This window comes from Caenispirillum salinarum (assembly GCF_044803115.1).
Classification (GTDB): domain Bacteria; phylum Pseudomonadota; class Alphaproteobacteria; order Rhodospirillales; family Rhodospirillaceae; genus Caenispirillum; species Caenispirillum salinarum_A.
On record NZ_CP085224.1, the window covers coordinates 1,920,471 to 1,941,073 of the forward strand.

Here is a 20,603-nt window from a genome sequence, read left to right on the forward strand (position 1 = left end):
TCCCTCTATTGGTCTTTCTGAACACGGAAGGGGCGCCGCCACTACGGGCGGTCTTGTTGAAGCCGAGCTAATCCCAGGTTTATGAAAAATTGGTTTAGGTGCGCGTGGGTTGGGTGTGACAACCCTGTGGCCGGGCCGAAAAGTCCGGAAAACCTGCGCGGTTGACGGACGGGGCGGACATGCCGACGATCATGGGACCATAACGGTGGAAGGCTGTGCCATGCCCCGATCGTTCGCCGGCGCTGCTCCGGCCGTCATCCTGCCGCGCGAGAGCGACATCGGCGGCCTAGCGGTGCGCCGCCTTCTGCCGCACCGGACGCGGCGGCTGGTGGGGCCCTTCGTGTTCCTGGACCACATGGGACCGGCAGACATTCCGCCCGGCGGCGGCATCGACGTGCGGCCGCATCCGCATATCGGCCTGGCGACGGTCACCTATCTGTTTTCGGGCCGCATTCTTCACCACGACAGTCTGGGCTTCCGCCAGCCCATCGAGCCCGGCGCGGTCAACTGGATGATCGCCGGGCGCGGCATCGTCCATTCGGAGCGCACCCTGCCCGACGACCGGCGCACCGGCCAGCACCTGCACGGGATGCAGGCCTGGGTGGCGCTGCCGGTGGAGCACGAGCAGATCGCGCCGGCGTTTTCGCACCATCCGGCGGCGGCGCAGCCGGTGGTGCATTCGGCCGGCGGGGCGCGGCTGACGCTCATCGCCGGACGCGCCTACGGGCGGGAGGCCCCCGCGCCCGTGCTGTCGCCGCTGTTCTACATCGACGCCGCACTGCCCGCCGGGGCGTCGCTGACGCTGCCGGTGGAGCAGGCCGAACGGGCCCTCTATGTGGTGGAGGGGCGTGTGCGCCTGGACGGGCACCCGATCGAGCCCCTGACGCTGGCGCTGGCGGACGGCGCGCCGCCGCCGGTGCTGACGGCGGAGACGGATGCGCGCGTCATGATCCTGGGCGGCGCACCGCTGGGCGAACCGCGCCACGTGTGGTGGAATTTCGTCGCCAGCCGGCGGCAGTTGATCGAGCAGGCAAAGGCCCAATGGAAGGCCGGCCGCTTTGCTCCCGTGCCTGGCGAGACCGACGCGCTGCCGCTGCCGGAATAGGCGGCGGTAGCCGGCCTACAGCGCCTTGCGGTACCAGATCTGGCGGTGGCCGGGCGGGTAGTCCTCCAGCACGCCCCACTGCTCGTAGCCCTGGCCTTCGTAGAAGGCTGGCGCCTGAAAATCATACGTGTACAGACGAACGTCCCGGCAGCCGCGCGCGCGGGCTTCCTCCTCGGCGGCGGCCAGAAGGCGCGTGCCCAGGCCGGAGCCGCGCAGGGCATCGCCGAGCCACAGACAATCCACGTACAGCCACTGCCACTGCGTATAGCCGGTCAAACCGCCGATCACGGCGCCCGCCTCGTCGCGCAGGAAGACGCACAGGTCGCGCCGGTCGAAGGGCACGGCGGTGGCGCTGTTGTAGGCGGCCAGCCCTTCGTGAATGGCGGCGATGTCCTCAGGGGCGGGGGTGTCGGTGATGTCCAGCGAGACGGGGGCGGCGTCGGCGTCGTCGATCATGAAGGGCTCCGGGGCTGTTCAGGCCGCCGCATCCTAGCGGGAACGGTAGCCGGGGTCCCGGTCCATTGCGGGCCCTCATTCGGTCGCGGCGACGGACGCGGCCTCGCGGATCGGCTGTCGACGGCGGCCGTCGGCGGCCGCCGGCCCGATTATCTTGCCCGCTGCCGCAAGGCGACTGCGGCGCCGCGTGCCGCCAGGTCCCGCCAGCGGTCCCAGACCGGCGCGCGCGACGATGGATAGACGCCGAGATTGGTGATGAAGAACTCGTCCGGCAGGCTCGCCCACCGGGGAATCCTGTAGCTCTTGATCTGTTTCGCGAACAGCAGGTGGTAGAATAGTACCTCTCGCGGGGCGCGCTGCGGGACGATGTGCAGGGCGAGGTCGCGGTATTGCTGATAGATGGGGCTTTCATCGAACAGCCGGCCGTTGCGCCAGCGCATCTTGACCGGCAGCGCGCGCGGATTGATCTCCATCACGTGGTCTTGGTCGTAAAGCCGCACCAGGCCCCTGGACGCGGCAGTGAAGACGACGTCCGACATGCTGGTGCGCTCGCCGCGCGCGACGCGGATCTCCGGGGCGCAGGGGTCCTGGTCGACGCGTCCGCGGCCGCACGTCTCGTCGAACTCCAGCGGGCGCGGATCGGAGAACGTATCCCGCCAGCCGGGCGCCGCGCGGTAGAGGGCATTGATCCGCTCGCGGTTGCTGTAGACCGTCAGTGGCCCGTGCACGAAGTTGCGCCCGCGGAAAATGAGAATGTCGTGGTTGTCGAGCCGCTCGGGCGTGAGAAACTGCGCCAGATCGCCGAGGATGGTGTCGCAGTCGATGTGCCCCCAGAAATCGTAGTTTTTCAGAAGGTCCGCGAAGGCGTGGCCGAAGGCCGGTTTCAGGTCGACCAGCTTGTATCCGTGATCGACGCCTAGCGGGCAGTCGAGGTCCTGGGACATCTGCCGGACCAGGCCCGCGCGCGAGCGTGTGGTCCACTCGATGTTCGGCGCAGGAAGTCTCGGCGGGGGCTGGTCGGAAATGATCTTGAAGTCGATCCCTTCGTTCCGACCGGCGGTGAGAAGGAACAGGTCGAGGTAGGGCGGCAGAGGGCCGCACCACACCGTCAGCAGGGCGATCTTGTGGCTGGACATGCGCGGCAGCTCGCTTGGTGGCCGTCGTGGAAATCCGGTTGCGGGGGTCCACGACGGGCGATTGCATCCGTCGCCGCCCGAGCCGGACGCCGGCTGCAGCCGGGGCCGGTGCGGTGGCTCCGATGTTTCGAGCAATTTCGATGCCAGCGAGTGTTTCCCGCGGTGTTTCGCCGCTTCCGCGCCCTGGCAGCGCGCCCGGCCGGGCGCCGCGTGTCAGGAAATTCGACAGATCTAGAAAAGGCGGCTGGTGGCAAGGGTGTTGTTTCCAAACGCAATGGCCGACGCCGTGGCGCCTCGGGCGGTGTCAGAACTGCCGACACTCCGGCGGCACGCGGCTGGCGGGCACCGGTCCGCGGCCTCAGGGCTGGACGCTAGGCAGACGACGATTTTCATGCGAGCCTTTGCGAAAGAAAACGAAACCGCAAAGGCAAGGAGAGCCGAAATGGAAGACCTGTCGCCCCGCCTGCAAGACATCCTGGGGCTCGCGCGGGAGCAGGGCAGGGTGGGGGTGGACGACCTGGCCATGCGGTTCGCCGTCACGCCGCAGACCATCCGCAAGGACCTGAACGACCTGTGCGAACGCCGGCTGCTCAAGCGGGTGCACGGCGGCGCGGTGGTGGCCTCCACCGTCGAGAACCTGCGCTACGACGCCCGGCGCATGCTGGCCGCCGGCGAGAAGGCGCGGATCGGGCGGCACGCGGCGGGGCTCATTCCCAACGACTGCGCGCTGTTCATCAACATCGGCACCACGACGGAAGAGGTCGCGCGCGCCCTCGGCGGGCACCGGGGGCTGATGGCGATCACCAACAACATCAACGTCGCCAACATTCTGCACACCATGCCCGATATCGAAACCATCGTGGTCGGCGGCGTGCTGCGCCATGCCGATGGCGGGATCGTGGGCGAAAGCGCCACCGACTTCATCAACCAGTTCAAGGTGGACTACGCCATCATCGGCGCCTCGGCCATCGAGGAGGACGGCGCGCTGCTGGATTTCGACTATCGCGAGGTGCGCGTCTCCCAGGCGATCATCGCCAACGCGCGCACCGTGGTGCTGGTGGCCGACCACATGAAGTTCGAACGAAGCGCACCGGTGCGCATCGGCCACGTCGCGCAGGTGGACGTGCTGATCACCGACAGCGCCCCACCCGAGGCCCTGGCGGCGGTCTGCGCCAACGCCGGGACACAAATCGAAATCGCCCCGGAATGAATGCGATTTCTCTTTCGTAATTTTCGCTTTGACGCGCAGAAAATTTCGCGTACGCTCCGTTATGAAAGTTCCGTGATGGTGGTGGGCCTGGCGGCAGGTACCCCATCAAGCCCAAGCCACGCGGGCCAACCCGCGGGTCAACAACTGGACGGAGCAGGGAGGACATGAAGCCGCGCGAATACGACCTCGCCGTCATCGGCGGCGGTGTGAACGGGTGCGGTGTCGCCCGGGACGCCGCGGGCCGCGGGCTCTCGGTCTTCCTGTGCGAACAGGGCGACCTGGCCGGCGCCACCTCCTCGGCCAGCACGAAACTCATCCACGGTGGCCTGCGCTACCTGGAGTACTACGAGTTCCGCCTGGTGCGCGAAGCCCTGATCGAGCGCGAGCGGCTGCTGCGCGCCGCCCCCCACATCATCTGGCCGCTGCGCTTCGTGCTGCCTCACCACGATGCCCTGCGGCCCGCCTGGCTCATCCGCCTCGGCCTGTTCCTCTACGACCACCTGGGCGGTCGCGAACTGCTGCCCGGAACCCGCTCCATCGACCTGACCAGCGACGCCGTCGGCGCGCCGCTCAAGGACGACTTCACCAAGGGGTTCGAGTATTCGGACTGCTGGGTGGAGGACAGCCGGCTGGTGGTGCTCAACGCCATGGACGCCAGCGAGAAGGGAGCGGACGTCGTCACCCGCACCCGCATGACGTCGGCTGCCCGCGACGGCGACCGCTGGCGGGTGACGGTGGAGGACCGCGACAGCGGCGAGACGCGCGAGATCCTGGCGCGCGCCGTGGTCAACGCGGCCGGTCCCTGGGTCGCCGACGTGCTGACGGGGCGGTTCCGCATCAATTCGCCGGCGCGGGTGCGCATGGTCAAGGGCAGCCATGTCATCGTGCCGCGCATGTTCGACCATGATCGCGCCTACATCTTCCAGAATCCGGACAAGCGGATCATCTTCGCGATCCCCTACGAGACCGACTTCACGCTGATCGGCACCACGGACGAGGACTTCCAGGGCGACCCTGCCGACGTCCGCATCGCCGAAAGCGAAGTGGACTACCTGTGCCGCGCGGCCAGCGCCTATTTCAAGCAGGACGTCGGCAAGGACGACATCGTCCACACCTTCTCCGGCGTGCGGCCGCTTTATGACGACAATGCCTCCGACGCCAGCGCCGCCACCCGCGACTACGTGATCGAGGTGGACGGCGGCGATGGCGGCGGCGCGCCGCTGGTCAGCGTGTTCGGCGGCAAGATCACCACCTTCCGCAAGCTGGCCGAGGCCGTGATGGCGAAACTGTCGGGCACCTTTCCCGACATGGCGCCGGCCTGGACCGACGGTGCAACCATGCCCGGCGGCGACTTCGGCGTGGACGAGGTCGAGAGGAAGATCGCAACTCTCGCGCGCGACTACCCGTTCCTTGGCAACGTCACGGCGCGACGTCTCGTCCGCGCCTATGGCACGCGCGCCTGGACCATGCTCGGCGACGCCCGCTCGGCAGAGGACATGGGCGAGTCTTTCGGCGCAGGTCTGACGGCGCGCGAGGTGACGTACCTGATGGATGTCGAATGGGCGAAGACCGCCGACGACGTCCTGTGGCGCCGCTCCAAGCTGGGGCTGCGGCTTGATGCCGACCAGCGGGCGCGCCTGCAAGACTGGATGAAGGCGCGGACCAGCGGCGCGCAAAAGGCGCCGGAACTCCGCAAGGGAGGCGCGGCATGACCCTGGAATTGCGCAACGTGTCCAAGGTGGTGGGCCGCGAAACCCACATCCGGGACGTCTCCATGACACTGGAGGGGGGCACGCTCAACGTTCTGCTTGGGCCCACGCTTTCGGGCAAGACCAGCCTCATGCGCCTGATGGCGGGGCTGGATGCGCCGACTTCCGGGCAGGTCATCATGAACGGCACCGACGTCACCGGCGTGCCGGTGCAGAAGCGGTCCGTCGCCATGGTCTACCAGCAGTTCATCAACTACCCGACGCTGTCGGTGTGGGAGAACATCGCGAGCCCGCTGAAGGTCGCCCGGCGCCCCAAGGCCGAGATCGAGGAAAAGGTCCGTCACGCGGCGAAGCTTCTGCGCATCGAGGCCATGCTCGACCGCACGCCGCTGGAGCTGTCCGGCGGGCAGCAGCAGCGCACCGCGCTCGCCCGCGCGCTGGTCAAGGGCGCCGACCTGGTTCTGCTGGACGAACCGCTGGCGAACCTGGATTACAAGCTGCGCGAGGAACTGCGCGAGGAACTGCCGCGCGTCTTCGCCGAAACCGGGGCGATCATGGTCTACGCCACGACCGAACCCACCGAGGCCCTGCTGCTGGGCGGCAATACCGCGACCCTGCACGAGGGGGCGGTGACGCAGTTCGGCCCGACGCTCCAGGTCTACCGCAAGCCGCACGACAAGCTGACGGCGGCGGTGTTCTCCGACCCGCCGATGAACTTCATCGACATCGAGGTCAAGGGCGGCCGCGCCTGGATAGGGGAGGCGGTGGTGCCGGCGACGGGGTCGCTTTCGGGCCTGCGCGACGGCGCCTACACCATCGGTTTCCGCCCCAACCACCTGTACCTGACGCGCGAGGAAGCCGGCCCCGGCGCCATCGAACTGGAGGCCATCGTGGCGGTGACCGAGATCACCGGCTCGGAAAGCTTCGTCCATGCCGACTATGCCAATTGCCGCTGGGTGGCTCTGTCGCACGGCATCCACGAGCCGGAGATCGACACACCGGTGCGCCTGTTCCTGGACCCCGACCGCTTCTTCGTCTTCGAGCGCGACGGCAGCCTCGTCGCCGCGCCCGAGACCAAGGCGAAGGCCGCCTGACGCCGCCGCAGTACAGACAGACCGCCCGGACTGAGGAGACACGGTCCCATGGCCCGTATCGAGTTGAACCGCCTGGCCCACGCCTACATGCCCAACCCGCAAAGCCGGGCCGACTTCGCGCTGAAGGAATTCGACCTGACGTGGGACGATGGCGGCGCGTACGCGCTGCTCGGCCCGTCGGGCTGCGGCAAGACGACGCTTCTGAACATCATCTCCGGCCTTCTCGCGCCCAGCCACGGCCGCGTGCTGTTTGACGGCCAGGAGGTCACGGGGCTGCCGCCGGAGGCGCGCAATATCGCCCAGGTGTTCCAGTTTCCGGTCATCTACGACAGCATGACCGTCTACGACAACCTGGCCTTCCCCTTGCGCAACCGGAAGGTTCCCGCCGCCGAGATCGACCGCCGCGTCCACGAGATGGCCGAAATGCTGGAGATGACGCGGGAGCTGAAGCACAAGGCGAAAAACCTGACCGCCGATGCCAAGCAGAAGATCAGCCTGGGGCGCGGCCTGGTGCGCGACAGCGTCAACGCCATCCTGTTCGACGAGCCGCTGACGGTCATCGACCCGCACCTGAAATGGCAGTTGCGCAGCCAGCTCAAGCACCTGCACAAGCGCTTTGCCCACACCATGATCTACGTCACCCACGACCAGACGGAGGCCCTGACCTTCGCCGACAAGGTGGTGGTGATGTACGAGGGCGAGGTGGTACAGGTGGGCACGCCGGACGAGCTGTTCCACCGCCCGGCCCATACCTTCGTCGGCTACTTCATCGGCAGCCCCGGCATGAACGTCCTGCCCTGCGACGTGGACGGCGGGACGGCGCGCGTCGGCCAACACGAGATTTCCTTGCGCGGCGGCTACAAGCCGCCTCCCGCGGGTTCCAAGATCGAGCTGGGCGTGCGGCCGGAGTTCGTGCGCCTGGGCCGCGAGGACGGCGTGCCGGTCTCGGTGGAGCGCGTCGACGACATTGGCCGTCACCGCATCGTAAAGGCCCGGCTGGACGGCATCCCCTTCAGCGCGCTCATGCCCGAGGGCGCCGAGATTCCCTCCGAAGATGCGCGGGTGCGGTTCGATTCCGCGGCCGTGAACCTGTATGTCGACGATCACCTCTGGCCGCAACAGGAGGCCTGACCGATGGAAAAGAAGGTCAATCAGAAGGCCTGGTTCTTCGTGCTGCCCGTGGTGCTGCTGGTGGCGTTCTCGGCCCTCATCCCGCTGATGACGGTGGTGAACTATTCCGTGCAGGATACCTTCGGCAACAACGCCTTCTTCTGGGCGGGCACCGAGTGGTTCACCGACATCCTGCGCTCCGAGCGCTTCCACAGCGCGCTGTGGCGGCAGTTCCTGTTCTCGGGGATCATCCTGGCTATCGAGGTGCCGCTGGGCATCGCCATCGCGCTCGCCATGCCGCGCAAGGGCCTGTGGGTGCCGGTGTGCCTGGTGCTGATGGCGCTGCCGCTGCTCATTCCCTGGAACGTGGTGGGCACCATCTGGCAGGTCTTCGCCCGCGTCGACATCGGCCTGCTGGGTCACACGCTGGCGAACCTGGGGATTGATTTCAACTACACCCAGGACCCGCTGGACGCCTGGATCACGGTGGTGGTCATGGACGTCTGGCACTGGACCAGCCTTGTCGTGCTGCTGTGCTACGCCGGCCTGCAGTCCATCCCCGACGCCTACTACCAGGCGGCGCGCATCGACGGCGCGTCCAAGTGGGCGATCTTCCGCTACATCCAGTTGCCCAAGCTGCACCGGGTGCTGCTGATTGCCGTGCTGCTGCGCTTCATGGACAGCTTCATGATCTATACCGAGCCCTTCGTGGTCACCGGCGGCGGGCCGGGCAGCGCGACCACGTTCCTGTCCATCGACCTGGTGAAGATGGCCATCGGGCAGTTCGACCTGGGTCGCGCCGCCGCGTTCTCGATCATCTACTTCCTGATCATCCTGCTGGTGTCTTGGGCCTTCTACACGGTCATGACCGGCAAGACCAAGGAGTCCGACCGATGAAGGACACCCGCATCCCCGCCGGTTCGGCCGCCAAGATCGACACGCGATCCACCCGCGCCCGTGGTGGCGTGGTGGAGAAGGCCGCGACCCGCGCCGCCGTCCGCAAGCGCATTCCCAAGCGCTGGATCGTGCCGACGCTGTATATCCTGTTCCTGCTGCTTCCGATCTACTGGCTTTTCACCATGAGCGTGAAGACCAACCAGGAGATCCTGTCGACCTTCAACCTATGGCCGGATCAGTTCACGTTCGAGAACTACATGGTGATCTTCACCGATCCGTCCTGGTATCGGGGCTACATCAACTCCACCATCTACGTGGTGATGAACACCGTCATATCGGTCGGTGTGGCGTTGCCCGCGGCCTATGCCTTCTCGCGCTACACCTTCCTGGGCGACAAGCACCTGTTCTTCTGGCTGCTGACCAACCGCATGGCCCCGCCGGCGGTCTTCGCCCTGCCGTTCTTCCAGCTTTACAGCTCCGTCGGGCTGTTCGACACGCACCTGGCCGTGGCGCTGGCGCACTGCCTGTTCAACGTGCCGCTGGCGGTGTGGATTCTGGAAGGCTTCATGTCGGGCGTGCCCAAGGAAATCGACGAGACGGCGTATATCGACGGCTACAGCTTCCCGCGGTTCTTCACCAAGATCTTCATGCCGCAGATCGCGTCCGGCATCGGTGTGGCCGCCTTCTTCTGCTTCATGTTCAGCTGGGTGGAGCTGCTGCTGGCCCGCACCCTGACGGCGACGGAGGCCAAGCCGATCTCGGCCATCATGACCCGCACGGTTTCGGCGTCGGGCATGGACTGGGGCGTGCTGGCGGCGGCGGGCATGCTGACGCTGATCCCCGGCGCCATCGTCATCTACTTCGTGCGCAACTACATCGCCAAGGGCTTTGCGCTCGGCCGCGTGTGACGGCTTCGGGCAAGGGAGGACCGACCCATGGATCTCGCGTGGATGGCCTGGACGTGGCCCACCGGCATCTTTTTCATCTGCATCGTCACCGCGCTGGTCGCCATGACGGTGTGGGACCGCGCCGTGCCCCAGACGGAACGCGCCGGGGTGCTGGGCATCCTGACCACGCGCGGCGACCGGCTGTTCATCTCGCTGCTGGGCAGCGGCTGGATACATCTCATCTGGCTGGGGGTCGTTGGCCCGCAGCTGTGGATCGCCTCGATCATCTCGGTGGTTTTCGCGCTTTGCGTCTTCCGCTGGGTGTGATCGCGGCTGCCAGGCCGGGGGTGGTGTGGCCCCGCGCCGTCGACCGTAAACCGCACCGGTTCAGGTTCCGGACAAGACAACGGACCAACAAGGGAGGACACACAATGATGCGTCGAACGTTGGCGGCCGCGACCGCCATCGGCCTCGCGCTGGCATCCAATGCCGCCCTGGCGGACATGGAGGCGGCCCAGCGCTGGGTGGACAGCGAGTTCCAACCTTCCACGCTCTCAAAGGAAGAGCAGATGAAGGAGATGGAGTGGTTCATCAAGGCCGCCGAACCCTTCAAGGGCATGGACATCAACGTGGTGTCGGAGACGATCGCGACCCACGAATACGAGGCCAACACGCTCGCCAAGGCCTTCTCGGAAATCACGGGCATCAACCTCACCCACGACCTGATCGGCGAGGGTGACGTGATCGAGAAGCTGCAGACGCAGATGCAGTCCGGCCAGAACATCTATGACGCCTACGTCAACGACTCCGACCTGATCGGCACGCACGTCCGCTACGACGCGGTGGTGCCCCTGACCGACTGGATGGAGGGGGCCGGCAAGGACGTCACCAACCCCATGCTCGACATTGACGACTTCATGGGGATTTCGTTCACCACCGGCCCGGACGGCAAGCTCTACCAGCTTCCCGACCAGCAGTTCGCGAACCTCTACTGGTTCCGCTACGACCTGTTCAACGACCCCGAGCTTCAGGCGCAGTTCAAGGAAAAGTACGGCTACGACCTGGGCGTGCCGGTCAACTGGTCGGCCTATGAGGACATCGCCAACTTCTTCTCCAACGACGTGAAGGAGATCGACGGCAAGCGCATCTACGGCCACATGGACTACGGCAAGAAGGACCCGTCGCTGGGCTGGCGGTTCACCGATGCCTGGCTGTCCATGGCCGGCACCGGCGACAAGGGCCTGCCCAACGGCAAGCCGGTGGACGAGTGGGGCATCCGCGTCGACGGCTGCAAGCCCGTGGGCTCGGCCATGAGCCGCGGCGGCGCGACCAACGCGCCGGCGTCGGTCTTCGCGCTGACCAAGTACATCGACTGGCTGAAGCAGTACGCACCGCCGGAAGCGTCGGGCATGACCTTCTCCGAGGCCGGCCCGGTCCCGGCACAGGGCAACATTGCCCAGCAGATCTTCTGGTACACGGCGTTCACCGCCGACATGGCCAAGGAAGGCCTGCCGGTCGTGGACGAGGAGGGCAATCCCAAGTGGCGCATGGCCCCCAGCCCGCGTGGTCCGTACTGGGAAGAGGGCATGAAGCTCGGCTACCAGGACGCCGGTTCCTGGACCCTGCTCAACTCCACGCCCGAGGAACGCCGCAAGGCTGCGTGGCTGTACGCGCAGTTCGTCACCTCCAAGAGCGTGTCGCTGAAGAAGACCCACGTCGGCCTGACGCCCATCCGCGACAGCGACATCCGGCATGAGTCCTTTACCGAGCGGGCGCCAAAGCTGGGCGGTCTGGTGGAGTTCTACCGCAGCCCGGCCCGCGTGCAGTGGACGCCGACCGGCACCAACGTGCCCGACTACCCGAAGCTGGCGCAGCTGTGGTGGCAGAACGTCGCCCAGGCCGTGACCGGCGAGGTCACCCCGCAGCAGGCCATGGACAGCCTGGCCCAGCAGCAGGATGACGTCATGGCGCGCCTGGAGCGGGCCGGCATCCAGGGCGAGTGCGGCCCGCAACTGAACGAGCCGCGCGAGGCCGAATACTGGCTGCAGCAGGAGGGTGCTCCCAAGCCGAAGCTGGCCAACGAGAAGCCCCAGGGCAAGACCGTTTCTTATGACGAACTGGTCAAGTCCTGGCAGGACGCCAACGCCGAGGGCAGCACGAACTAAGGTCTCCTCCCGGAGCCTTATCCTTGGCCGGAACCGTGGCAACGCGGTTCCGGCTTTTTTTCGTGCGGGAGCGTTCCGATGGCTACCACCGAATCTTCATGTGTTTGACGTTTACGTAAACGGCAACTTCGCGGTAGGCTCCGCGCGGGACAACGATCCGCATCAAGACGGAGGAAACGCGACACCATGACCGAGGCCCAGACTTCCGCCGCCGCCTTGCCCTCTTACGTCCACGGCGCCAGCGAGACCGCCCTTATCGGCGACACCATCGGCGTGCATTTCGACAAGGCCGCCGCCCGCTGGCCGGAGACCGAGGCGCTGGTCGTCCGCCACCAGGGCGTGCGCTGGACCTATGGCGAGATGAAGCGCCGGGTGGACGAGATCGCCGCCGGCTTCCTGGCGCTGGGTCTGGAGCCGGGGGACCGCGTCGGCATCTGGTCGCCCAACAACGCCGAATGGGCGCTGACCCAGTTCGCCACCGCCAAGGCGGGCCTGGTGCTGGTCAACATCAACCCCTCCTACCGCCTGGCGGAGCTTGAGTATGCGCTGACCAAGGTGGAATGCAAGGCGCTGGTCCTGGCGGACGAATTCAAGACGTCCAACTACATCGGCATGGTCCGCACCCTCGCGCCCGAGCTGGACCACTGCCCGCCCGGCGCCCTGAAAGCTGACCGGCTGCCCGACCTGAAGGCCGTCGTACACATCGGCGACGACCACATCCACGGTATGTACGCCTTCAAGGAACTTTACGAGATGGCCGAGGACAGCCACCGCGGGCGGGTGGCGGAGCTGGCCGAAAAGCTCCAGTTCGACGACCCCATCAACATCCAGTTCACCAGCGGCACCACGGGCTTCCCCAAGGGCGCGACGCTGACCCACCACAACATCCTGAACAACGGTTTTTTCGTGGCCGAGGCCATCCGCCTGGGCCACGGCGACCGCCTGTGCATCCCGGTGCCGCTGTACCACTGCTTCGGCATGGTCATGGGGAACCTGGGCTGCATCACCCACGGCGCCACCATGGTCTATCCCGGCGAGGCCTTCGACCCGCTGGCGGTGCTGGAGACGGTGGAGCGCGAGAAATGCACCGGCCTTTACGGCGTGCCGACCATGTTCATCGCGCAGCTCGACCACCCGGAGTTCAAGAGCTTCAACCTGTCGACGCTGCGCACCGGAATCATGGCGGGCAGCCCGTGCCCCATCGAGGTGATGAAGCGCGTCATCGCCGAGATGAACATGGAAGAGGTCACCATTGCCTACGGCATGACGGAGACCAGCCCCGTCAGCTTCCAGACCGCCGCCGATGACGAGCTGGAGGCGCGGGTGTCCACCGTCGGCCGCGTGCAGCCGCACATCGAGGTGAAGATCGTCGACCTGGACGGCCGCATCGTGCCGCGCGGCACGGCGGGCGAGTTGTGCACGCGCGGCTACTCGGTCATGCTCGGCTACTGGAATGACGAGGAAAAGACGCGCGACAGCATCGACGCCGCCGGCTGGATGCACACCGGCGACCTGGCGACCCTGGACGAGCAGGGCTACTGCAAGATTGTCGGGCGCATCAAGGACATGGTCATCCGCGGCGGCGAGAACATCTACCCGCGCGAGATCGAGGAATTCCTCTACCGCCACCCGGCCGTCAACGACGTGCAGGTGATCGGCGTGCCCGACAAGAAATACGGCGAGGAACTCTGCGCCTGCATCCGCCTGCGCGAGGGTCACGAGGCGACGGAGGAGGAAATCCGCGAGTTCTGCAAGGGCCAGATCGCCCACTACAAGATCCCGCGCTACATCCGCTTCGTCGACGAGTTTCCAATGACGGTGACGGGCAAGGTGCAGAAGTACGTCATGCGCAAGCACATTGCCGAGGACCTGGGCCTGGACGGCTAGGGCAGGGCCGGCGGGCCGGTTGTTGAGAGGGGGCGCGTCCGGTGGGGCGCGCCTCTTTTATTTTGTGTTATGTTTCGTCAGGACTTGTCTGGGAGCGACACGGAAGGCATGCCCACCTATCCGTCCTACACCGAACTCCGCGCCCGCCGGCTGGCGGAGCGCCGTCGGGCCGCGCTGGAGGCGCTGCGCGACGCGGATGCGCGCGTGCACGAGGCGGGCGGGCGGCTGATCGTGTTCGGCTCGCTGGTGGAGGGGCGGCTTCATGAGCGGTCCGATATCGACGTCGCGGTCTGCGGCTTGCCGGAGGGTGTGGATACCGATGTGGCGCTCGACGTGGACCTCGTGCTGCGCGACGCCGGTTTCTGGACCGACGTCATCGCGGAGCGATTCCTGTCGCCGTCCCTGAAGGAAAGGATCGACCGCAATGGGCGAGAGCCTAGCGCTTTGGACTGATGTCCGGCGTGACCTGGAGTTGGCGGATAGGAGTTGCGGCCGGGCGTTTCGACGCGCCGCCACCCTGCATGATGATCCGACGCTTGATGAGCATCTGCGGCCGGACCTCGAATTGGCCGTTTCCAAGCTTATTCACGATACCTATTGCGCCCTGAAATCGGTGCTTGAGCGGCTGATCGTTGTTTCGGATGGTAGTCTGCCGACGGGACGCGACTACCATGCCGAACCCATCCGCCGCGCCGCCACGGCGATCGACGGCGAGCGCCCGACCATCATCACGAGGGAGACCGCGCGCGACCTTCAGGAGCTCCGCGCCTTCCGGCACGTCGTCCGCCATGTCTATGACGATTTCGACTACAGCCGCGCCGAACCGAATGTCGCGGTGGCGGCGCGATGCACGGCGGCCGTTACCCGAGAGGTGGAAGCGTTCTGCGAGGCCGTCGGCATCAAGGCCTGAGGGCCCTCACCGCGCCATGCTGGGAAACTGCTTCACCGTGTCCAGGGCGCTCATGAAGCTGCCGGCGATCTGGTGGGCCTTGACCTGGAAGGCGTGGGCCGTTTCCGGCTCGAACACCTCTTCCGTCGTCTCGGTGAACAGCTCCAGCCAAAGGCCGAAGTGGCGCGGTTCAATCGGCAGGCGGACGTGGGCGGGCAGGGGGCGGCCCTTGTAGCGGCCCGTGGTCAGCATGATCGACGACCAGAAATCGTACATCTTGGTCAGATGCGGCTGCCAGTCGTCACCGATGGCCTCCTCGAAGATCGGCCCCAGTTCCGGGTCCTGCCGGATCTTGCCGTAGAAGGTATCCACCAGCTCGACGATTCCCTCTTCGCTGACCTTGTCCCAGGGCATGGGCGCCGCTCCCGACTCTAAAGATGCATCTCAGATGCTACTTAGCCGGGGGCGGCGTCCGATGCAAGGGGCGGCGGACCGCGTCAGGCCCATTTGCCCTCGAAAAGGGGCTCGACGGGATTGCGGGTCTTGGCCATGTGCAGGTGGCGGAAGACACGCTCGTCGCTCATCTTGTCGGCCTTTTCCTCGATGTCGAGGTCGTAGTCCTCCTCGGGATTGCGGCGGGCGCCGACCATGACGAACTCCGCCCCCTCGTAGTCCAGAAGCGACGGATCGGTGGGCGCGAAGCGGCGTCCCTCGAACTCCTCCTGCTTGGACTTGGGATAGTCGGCCTTGTCCTCGTCCGACAGGCCGGCGGCGCGGGGCTGGCCCTTTTCCGGGTTCTTCACCGACACCGCAAAGCTGGCCTCGGGCGCGATGTTGAAGGCCTTCTGCACCTCGCCCGGCTTCTCCGGGTCGGACAGCGCGTAGGTCAGGTGCATGTCGCGGCCCTTCTGGACGAAGGCGTAGACGCCTTGGCCGGCCGGGCGGTAGGCGGGATAGGTGCGCTCGCCCCGCGTCTTGGTGTCCTGGTGCTGTTCCGCCAGGTCCTGGCCCAGCTTCTTGGGGTCCTTGCCCACGGTCTCAATGAAGCCCCATTCGCGCTCGTGGCTGTCGATCTCGGGCAGGCGCTTGCGGCCGATGATCGCCACGCGCACGCTCTTGCGGCCCGAGGGCACGAGGATCATGGAAAACCGCTCCACGTCCTTCAGACCGGAGGGATCGTGCGTTTCCACCTTGGGGCGGAAGGCGAAATAGATGGAGCCTTCCTCCAGGACCTCGATGTCGTCGGTGTTTTTGGACTTGTCGGCCATGATTGCCTCCGTTTCGAAAGCGTTCGGTCTTTTGCTAACGACGATTTGCGACGGTCCGGGGTTCCTGCTCGCATCGGTGGAGCCGGCGCCGGCCCCGCGAAGGCACAAAAAAAGCGCCGCACCCGACGGTCGGCCGGGGCGGCGCAAGGTGTGCGCGGAATGCGCGCGGGGAGGACAAGCGCGGATGCGCTTTGAACGGCGGCGCCAGAAGCGGGAGACGAGGCGCCGCCCCGGGAAACCTCAGATGATGCCTTTCTCGCGAAGATCGGAGCGGCGGGCCTCGTCGACGCCGAGGGCCTCCAGCACCGCGTCGGTGTCCTGGCCGAGCGTCGGCGGTGCCCGGTCGTAGTCCACGGGGGTGCCCGAGAACCGCATGGGGCTCGCCACGAGGTCCACATGGCCGGCCAGAGGATGGGGCACGGAAACCTTCATGCCGCGGTGGACGACCTGCGGATCGGCGAAGACCTGGTCCAGGGTGTTGATGGGGCCGCACGGCACGCCCTCGGCCTCCAGCGCGTTCAGCCAGTCGCCGCTGCTGCGGGTGCCGATGACCTCGGCGATCTGCGGCACCAGCTCTTCGCGGTGGCGCACGCGGCCGGCGTTGGTGGCAAACCGCTCGTCCGCAGCGAGGGCGTCCAGGCCGGCAACCTTGCAGAAGCGGGTGAACTGCGCGTCGTTGCCCACCGCCAGGATGATATAGCCGTCGGCGGTCGGGAACGCCTGGTAGGGCACGATGTTGGGGTGGCTGTTGCCCAGGCGCTTCGGCGCGACGCCGCTGGCGAGGTAGTTCATCGCCTGGTTGGCGAGGGTGGCCACCTGCACGTCCAGCAGCGCCATGTCGATGTGCTGACCCTCGCCCGTGCGCTCCTTGTGGATCAGGGCGGCCTGAATGGCGGAGGTGGCGTACATGCCTGTGAAGATGTCGGTGATGGCGACGCCAACCTTCATGGGCTCGCCGCCCGGTGCGCCGTCCGGGGCGCCGGTCAGGCTCATCAGCCCGCCCATGCCCTGGATCATGAAGTCGTAACCGGCGCGGTGGGCATAAGGCCCGTCCTGGCCGAAGCCGGTGATGGAGCAGTAGACCAGCGCGGGATTGACGGCCTTCAGGCTCTCGTAGTCCAGGCCGTACTTCTTCAGCCCGCCGACCTTGAAGTTCTCGATCACCACGTCGGCATTGGCCGCCATGTCGCGCACCAGGGCCTGCCCCTCGGGCTTGGTGAAGTCGATGGTGACGGACCGCTTGCCCCGGTTTGCGGATAGGTAATAGGCGGCCTCGGAGGTGTCGTCGCCGGTCTCGTCCTTGAGGTACGGCGGGCCCCAGCCGCGGGTGTCGTCGCCCTTGCCGGGACGCTCCACCTTGATGACCTCGGCGCCCATGTCGGCGAGCATCTGACCGGCCCAGGGGCCGGCGAGGACGCGGCTCAGGTCAAGGACGCGGACGTGGCTCAGCGGGCCGGACATGGGAGGATGCTCCTCAGGTCGGGAAAGGGGCAGCGACGGGAAAGGGATAAGCGGCGGGACGGCTTGCATGGGAAGCCGGGCAGGGGCAACCGCCCCGCCGCTTGTGCGGGCCTCGCCGGTGTTACCCGGTGAAGGCCTGCAGTCCGGTCTGGGCGCGGCCCAGGATGAGGGCATGGACGTCGTGCGTGCCCTCGTAGGTGTTCACGGTTTCCAGGTTGATCATGTGGCGGATCACCTGGAACTCAAGGCTGATGCCGTTGCCGCCGTGCATGTCGCGGGCGATGCGGGCGATGTCCAGCGCCTTGCCGCAGTTGTTGCGCTTGATCATCGAGATCATTTCCGGCGCCCAGTTGCCTTCGTCGATCAGTCGGCCGACGCGCAGGGCGGCCTGAAGGCCCAGCGTGATCTCGGTCTGCATGTTGGCGAGCTTGAGCTGGATGAGCTGCGTGTGCGCCAGCGGACGGCCGAACTGCTTGCGGTCCAGCGTGTACTGGCGGGCACGGTGCCAGCAGTCTTCCGCCGCGCCCATGGTGCCCCAGGCGATGCCGTAGCGGGCCTTGTTCAGGCAGCCGAAGGGGCCGCCCAGGCCGCTCGCGTTCGGCAGCAGGTTCTCTTCCGGCACGAAGCACTCGTCCAGCACGATCTCGCCGGTGATGGAAGCGCGCAGGGATGCCTTCTGGGTGATCTTCGGCGCGCTGAAGCCCTTGGAGTTGGCCTCGACGATGAAGCCCTTGATCTTGTTGTCATGGGCGTCGGACTTGGCCCAGACGATGGCAATGTCTGAGATGGGGCTGTTGGTGATCCACATCTTGGAGCCGGACAGCAGATAGCCGCCGTCCACCTTCTTGGCGCGGGTCTTCATGCTGCCGGGGTCGGAGCCGGCATCGGGCTCGGTCAGGCCGAAGCAGCCCACCCACTCGCCGGTCGCCAGCTTGGGCAGGTACTTCTTCTTCTGCTCCTCGCTGCCGTAGGCGTGGATGGGGTGCATGACCAGCGAGGACTGCACGGACATGGCCGAGCGGTAGCCGCTGTCCACACGCTCCACCTCGCGGGCGATCAAGCCGTAGGCGACGTGGGAGACGCCGGAGCAGCCGTATTCTTCCTCGATGGTCGGACCCAGAAGGCCCAGCTCGCCCATCTCGTTCATGATCTCGCGGTCGAAGCGCTCTTCCTCGAAGGCGCTGGTGACGCGCGGCAGAAGCTTTTCCTGACAGTAGGCATAGGCGCTGTCGCGCACCATGCGCTCTTCATCAGTGAGCTGCTGGTCGAGAAGGAACGGGTCTTCCCACTGGAACGGCGTCATGCTCGCGTGTCTCCGCAACGGCTGGTGTTTCTCTCTGGTCCCGAGAATGGCGCGGGGCGCATGACGGATCAAAGACAGTCTCGCGATGCATGCCATAACATAAAGTGATGGCTGGCTTGCCGGCGGAAGGAAATGGCTTTAGCTTGGGCGGCATGGACCTGAGACAACTCCGATACTTCCTCGCAATCGTCGAGGAAGGCGCCTTCACCCGCGCCGCCGACCGGCTGAACATCGCCCAGCCGGCCCTTTCCGCCCATGTGCGCAAGCTGGAGGACGACCTGGGGGTGGAGCTTCTGCTGCGCACCGCCCGCGGCGTCCGACCCACCGAGCACGGCGAGCGCCTGGCCGCCCATGCCCGGCGTATCCTGGCGGATGTGGACACCCTGCGCGACGACATCCGCGGAGCCGAGGCCGCCCCGAGCGGGCCGGTGGCCGTCGGCATTCCCACCACGCTTGGCATGATGCTCTCGGTGCCGCTGGCGCTGGCGGTGCGGCGGGACCTGCCGGACGTCCATCTGCGCGTGGCGGAAGGCTTGTCCGGGCATACGCTGGAGTGGCTTCAGGCGGGTGAGCTTGACCTTGCCATAGTGTTCGACGTTGCCGCCGTGCCGCGCCTGACGGTCACGCCCATCGCGCAAGAGGAACTGTGGGTGATCGGACCCGCCGGCGATCCGCACGTCAGCCGGGCGGCCGGGGCGGGCGGCATGCCGTTCCACGAAGCCGCCGCCCTGCCGCTGATCCTGACGGGCCCGCCCTACGGCCTGCGCGGCGAAGTGGAGCGAACGGCGGCGGCCTGCGGCGTGGCGCTCAACATCATCCTGGAGATGGACGCGCTGGAGCATATCCGCGCGCTGGTGGAGGGCGGGGCCGGCTATACCATCGCCTCCCGCCGCGTGGCGGCGCCGGGACTGGAGGCGGGCCGGCTGACCGGCGCGGTGATTACCGAGCCGACGATCCCCCGAACCATTCACCTGGCCCACCCCAGCGACCGGCCGCTGTCGATTGCGGCAGCGGCCGTCCGGCGGATGCTGACGGGGATCGTCGGCGGGCTGACCAAGGACGGGCGATGGCGATGACGGCACCGCTCCCGGACGGGGCGACGCCGCCATCGAACGTGACGGTATGGTCTCGAACCAGCCTCAGGCTCGGCGGCGGGCGAAGCCGATCAGTCCGAGGCCGACCAGCATGAGCGCCAGCGGTCCCGGCGCCGGAATGCCGTTCGGGTCGCCTTCCGCGTCGTGGGAGAACGGCGCGAAGATGGCGCGGGCCTTGTTGCCGGAAATGATGGTGTCATACAGGTCGAAGTGGACGAACGAGCCTGCCTCCAGTCCGCTCACGACAATCTGATAGGCGTTGATCTGGGCCTTGTCCTGCTTGTTCGGGTCGGTGCCGTCGGGAACGGTGGTCATGAAATCCCCGATGGGGCTGTCGGTCAGGGTGAAGTCGCCCAGGCCGAACTCCTGCCATTCCTTGTCGGCGCCGTACTCCCCGTGGTTGGGCAGGTAACTGCCATCACCGAGAACTGGCGTGCTGCCGTCGCCGACGGTCTGGAGGTAGTCGGGATTTGCGGCGTAGGACGGATCGGTGAAACCGCCGTAGCCCTCGGTCAGGACCGGCGTCAGGCTGATGGAGACGGGGCCGGTAATGACCGACTTGTCGTAGACTGCCGACAGCCGCACGTTGGTGATGGGGCCGGTGTGGTCCACATAGCCGATCGCCCACAGCGTGAAGGGATCGGTGCCGGAGAAGACCCAGGTTTCCGTCGTCGTGTCGTAGGTCGCGCCCTCGATGTAAAGCTGCAGTGCCGGTTCGGCGCGGGCTGGCGCCGCCGCGACAAGGAGTGCGGTCAGCAAGGTGCCCGCAAGCATGAGCATTCTGTTCATTGCCCTTGTCCTTCTTCCAAGGTCCCGTTTCAACGGCGCCGGGTCGTAGTCCCGGTGGGACATGTCCTCCGCCGCTTTCGGATAGCCGTCGCGACTGTTCCGCCAATACAGCAGCAAGCAACGTGCCAAGTGCTTCAGGCAAT

The 20,603-nt window shown here is 66.6% G+C and carries 20 protein-coding genes; 13 read left to right on the forward strand and 7 right to left on the reverse strand.

Annotated elements, in window-relative coordinates:
• The first annotated feature begins 220 nt into the window (after nt 1–220).
• A complete protein-coding gene (locus LG334_RS08700; protein WP_404385200.1) occupies nt 221–1,105 on the forward strand; it encodes a pirin family protein in 885 nt (294 codons plus the stop codon).
• Nucleotides 1,106–1,120: 15 nt separating this feature from the next.
• Here LG334_RS08700 and LG334_RS08705 read toward each other — a convergent pair whose 3' ends face one another.
• Together LG334_RS08705 and LG334_RS08710 are read right to left on the reverse strand one after the other, a co-directional pair.
• Nucleotides 1,121–1,561 (reverse strand): GNAT family N-acetyltransferase, encoded by a 441-nt coding sequence (locus LG334_RS08705; RefSeq protein WP_404385202.1) that lies wholly within the window; start codon nt 1,559–1,561, stop codon nt 1,121–1,123.
• 149 nt (nt 1,562–1,710) lie between these two features.
• Nucleotides 1,711–2,697 (reverse strand): DUF6625 family protein, encoded by a 987-nt coding sequence (locus LG334_RS08710; protein WP_404385204.1) that lies wholly within the window; start codon nt 2,695–2,697, stop codon nt 1,711–1,713.
• A 442-nt stretch (nt 2,698–3,139) separates the two neighbouring features.
• On the opposite strand from LG334_RS08710, the gene LG334_RS08715 reads away from it, so the two are divergent.
• The 11 genes from LG334_RS08715 (at nt 3,140) to LG334_RS08765 (ending at nt 14,566) form a co-directional block, all read left to right on the forward strand.
• Nucleotides 3,140–3,907, forward strand: coding sequence for a DeoR/GlpR family DNA-binding transcription regulator (locus LG334_RS08715; protein ID WP_404385206.1), 768 nt, complete (start codon nt 3,140–3,142; stop codon nt 3,905–3,907).
• Between the two features lie 164 nt (nt 3,908–4,071).
• Nucleotides 4,072–5,619 carry a glycerol-3-phosphate dehydrogenase gene (gene glpD, locus LG334_RS08720; protein WP_404385208.1) on the forward strand — a complete coding sequence of 516 codons (1,548 nt, stop codon included), beginning with the start codon at nt 4,072–4,074 and terminating at the stop codon, nt 5,617–5,619.
• Nucleotides 5,616–6,710, forward strand: coding sequence for an ABC transporter ATP-binding protein (locus LG334_RS08725; protein ID WP_404385210.1), 1,095 nt, complete (start codon nt 5,616–5,618; stop codon nt 6,708–6,710). The genes glpD and LG334_RS08725 overlap by 4 nt, the downstream gene beginning before the upstream one ends.
• 48 nt (nt 6,711–6,758) lie before the next feature.
• Nucleotides 6,759–7,841: an ABC transporter ATP-binding protein gene (locus tag LG334_RS08730; RefSeq protein ID WP_404385212.1), complete on the forward strand. Its 1,083-nt coding sequence runs from the start codon at nt 6,759–6,761 to the stop codon at nt 7,839–7,841.
• Nucleotides 7,842–7,844: 3 nt separating this feature from the next.
• Nucleotides 7,845–8,717 carry a carbohydrate ABC transporter permease gene (locus LG334_RS08735; RefSeq protein WP_404385214.1) on the forward strand — a complete coding sequence of 291 codons (873 nt, stop codon included), beginning with the start codon at nt 7,845–7,847 and terminating at the stop codon, nt 8,715–8,717.
• On the forward strand, nt 8,714–9,625 hold the full coding sequence (locus LG334_RS08740) for a carbohydrate ABC transporter permease (RefSeq protein WP_404385216.1): 912 nt from the start codon (nt 8,714–8,716) through the stop codon (nt 9,623–9,625). The genes LG334_RS08735 and LG334_RS08740 overlap by 4 nt, the downstream gene beginning before the upstream one ends.
• Before the next feature lie 27 nt (nt 9,626–9,652).
• Entirely contained in the window at nt 9,653–9,931 is a 279-nt protein-coding gene (locus tag LG334_RS08745; protein ID WP_009542254.1) for a DUF2160 domain-containing protein, read from the forward strand.
• Between the two features lie 104 nt (nt 9,932–10,035).
• Nucleotides 10,036–11,769, forward strand: a complete 1,734-nt coding sequence (locus tag LG334_RS08750) for an ABC transporter substrate-binding protein (protein WP_404385218.1) — start codon at nt 10,036–10,038, stop codon at nt 11,767–11,769.
• Between the two features lie 186 nt (nt 11,770–11,955).
• Nucleotides 11,956–13,656: an AMP-binding protein gene (locus tag LG334_RS08755; RefSeq protein ID WP_404385220.1), complete on the forward strand. Its 1,701-nt coding sequence runs from the start codon at nt 11,956–11,958 to the stop codon at nt 13,654–13,656.
• Between the two features lie 108 nt (nt 13,657–13,764).
• Nucleotides 13,765–14,109, forward strand: a complete 345-nt coding sequence (locus LG334_RS08760) for a nucleotidyltransferase family protein (protein WP_404385222.1) — start codon at nt 13,765–13,767, stop codon at nt 14,107–14,109.
• Nucleotides 14,081–14,566, forward strand: coding sequence for a hypothetical protein (locus LG334_RS08765; protein WP_404385224.1), 486 nt, complete (start codon nt 14,081–14,083; stop codon nt 14,564–14,566). Before LG334_RS08760 ends, LG334_RS08765 begins: the two co-directional genes overlap by 29 nt.
• Nucleotides 14,567–14,572: 6 nt before the next feature.
• Here LG334_RS08765 and LG334_RS08770 read toward each other — a convergent pair whose 3' ends face one another.
• The 4 genes from LG334_RS08770 to LG334_RS08785 all read right to left on the reverse strand — a co-directional run bounded on the left by LG334_RS08770 (nt 14,573) and on the right by LG334_RS08785 (nt 18,577).
• Nucleotides 14,573–14,959 (reverse strand): group III truncated hemoglobin, encoded by a 387-nt coding sequence (locus LG334_RS08770; protein WP_404385226.1) that lies wholly within the window; start codon nt 14,957–14,959, stop codon nt 14,573–14,575.
• 83 nt (nt 14,960–15,042) lie between these two features.
• Entirely contained in the window at nt 15,043–15,813 is a 771-nt protein-coding gene (locus LG334_RS08775; RefSeq protein WP_404385228.1) for a hypothetical protein, read from the reverse strand.
• Between the two features lie 240 nt (nt 15,814–16,053).
• Nucleotides 16,054–17,274: a CaiB/BaiF CoA transferase family protein gene (locus tag LG334_RS08780; protein ID WP_404385230.1), complete on the reverse strand. Its 1,221-nt coding sequence runs from the start codon at nt 17,272–17,274 to the stop codon at nt 16,054–16,056.
• A 121-nt stretch (nt 17,275–17,395) separates the two neighbouring features.
• Nucleotides 17,396–18,577, reverse strand: coding sequence for an acyl-CoA dehydrogenase (locus tag LG334_RS08785; protein WP_404385232.1), 1,182 nt, complete (start codon nt 18,575–18,577; stop codon nt 17,396–17,398).
• Nucleotides 18,578–18,729: 152 nt separating this feature from the next.
• Between LG334_RS08785 and LG334_RS08790 the strand changes: the two genes are divergently transcribed.
• On the forward strand, nt 18,730–19,653 hold the full coding sequence (locus LG334_RS08790; RefSeq protein ID WP_404386340.1) for a LysR family transcriptional regulator: 924 nt from the start codon (nt 18,730–18,732) through the stop codon (nt 19,651–19,653).
• Between the two features lie 63 nt (nt 19,654–19,716).
• On the opposite strand, the gene LG334_RS08795 is transcribed toward LG334_RS08790, so the two are convergent.
• Complete coding sequence (locus LG334_RS08795; RefSeq protein WP_404385234.1) at nt 19,717–20,460, reverse strand: choice-of-anchor N protein; 744 nt, start codon at nt 20,458–20,460, stop codon at nt 19,717–19,719.
• Nucleotides 20,461–20,603: the final 143 nt, after the last annotated feature.